We start from the raw sequence: 1,789 nt of genomic DNA on the forward strand, positions 1-1,789 counted from the left end.
GCGGCCCGCAATTCGCAGGCCGCTTTTTGTTTAATGTTGAATTCACTTTTACTTCAGGTTCGCCTTGAAGAATTCATTCAGCTTTTCGAAGGGGATTTTTTCCAGGTTGTCGTAGAGGTCCACGTGGGAGGCTCCGGGGATGACGAGGAGTTCCTTGTTGCCGACGGTCTTGCTCCAGTTCTTGGTGGCGTCGAGTTTTGCGGGGACGTTCGCCTTCTTGCCGGTCATCTTTTCGAATGCGCCTTCGCCGAAGTAGCGGCTGTGGGCCTTTTCGCCGTGGATGATGAGCACCGGGTTACGGATTTCGTCAGCGTATGCGAGGAGCTTGGTGTTCATGAGCGAGGTGCCTGCGGAGGCGGCCCAGCCCTTGTTGCTGTTGAGAGAGCGCTTGTGGTAGCCGCGCGGGGTCTTGTAGTAGGCGTAGTAATCCTTGACAAAGTAAGGAGCGTCGTTCGGGAGCGGGTCCACCACGCCGCCTGCCAGGTCGTAGGTGCCGTTCTTGAAATCCTTGGTGCGCTGGGCCATCAAGGCCTTGCGGGCCTCGTTGCGGGCGTCGGCGTTGTTTGCCGCATCGAAGTAGCCATTTGCGGATACGCGGCTCATGTCGTACATGGTCGAGGCTACCGTCGCCTTTACGCGGGTGTCGATGCCGGCAGCGTTAATCGCCATGCCGCCCCAGCCGCAAATGCCAATGATGCCGATGCGTTCCGGGTCAACGTTGTCGCGGGTCGAGAGGAAGTCCACGGACGCCATGAAGTCTTCGGTGTTGATGTCCGGGCTGTTCATGTAGCGCGGCTCGCCGCCCGATTCGCCGGTGAAGCTCGGGTCGAATGCAATGGTCAGGAATCCGCGTTCCGCCATCTGCTGGGCGTAAAGTCCGCTGGACTGTTCCTTGACGGCACCGAACGGGCCTGAGACTGCAATCGCCGGGAACTTGCCGTTCACCTTGAGGCTCGTGTCCTTGGGCACGAACATGTCGGCAGCGAGTTCAATGCCAAAGTGGTTCTTGAAAGTGACCTTGGAATGTTCGACCTTGTCGCTCTTGGGGAAAACCTTGTCCCATTCGGCGGTGAGCGTGAGCTTGTTCATATTTCCTTCCTTTGTCTGTTGTGCTGCAGGAGCAGTTTCTGTTGCGGGGGTGCACGCCATCAGGGTGCATGCGGAAACCACGGCAAACGCCGCTTTTAAGAATTGGGATTTCATGATTTATCTCCTTGTTGTTAAACTTTCTTTCCCATGGCGAACACCTTTTTCAGGAGCGCGGAATTCTTCTTGACGTCGCCTGCGCTTTCGGCACCCGTGGCGCAGAGAGCACCCTTGAACTTCACGCCGTCGAAACAGGCAATCCACCCGCCAATGCCGCGCTTCGCGATGTTCATGGCCTTCGCGTCGGTGTCGGCGGCAGAAGTGAGCAGGTAAATTTCGCGGAACTTGTAATCGCTGGAATAGAGGGAATTCGCGCGGTCGAGCATGGTCTTGAGCTGGCCGCTCATCTCGTAATAGTAAATCGGCGTCGCGAACACGATGACATCAGCCGATTCCATCTTCTTGGTGATGGCGGGAGCGTCGTCCTTGATGACGCACTTGCCCTTCTTCTGGCAAGCAAGGCAGCCCATACAGAAACCGATCTTCTTGCCACGCAGCGATTCGAATTCCACCTTGTTGCCCGCCTCGGCGGCACCCTTCGCGAACTCCTGCGCCAGGGTTTCGGAGTTGCTCCCCTTGCGCAAGCTGCTGGACAAGACCAATACTTTTTTCATAGGTTCCTCTCGGTTGAAGTCTTTACATG

Annotated in this window: 2 protein-coding genes; both read right to left on the reverse strand. The window is 56.8% G+C overall.

Annotated features, from left to right (window positions below; all coding sequences use genetic code 11):
- Positions 1–48: 48 nt before the first annotated feature.
- The gene (locus Q0628_RS09750; protein ID WP_298770536.1) at positions 49–1,203 is read right to left on the reverse strand and encodes an alpha/beta hydrolase; all 1,155 of its coding nucleotides are present in this window, start codon (positions 1,201–1,203) and stop codon (positions 49–51) included.
- Positions 1,204–1,220: 17 nt separating this feature from the next.
- Entirely contained in the window at positions 1,221–1,760 is a 540-nt protein-coding gene (locus Q0628_RS09755) for a flavodoxin family protein (protein WP_298770538.1), read from the reverse strand.
- Positions 1,761–1,789 lie beyond the last annotated feature (29 nt).

This window comes from uncultured Fibrobacter sp., assembly GCF_937877005.1.
Lineage (GTDB): Bacteria > Fibrobacterota > Fibrobacteria > Fibrobacterales > Fibrobacteraceae > Fibrobacter.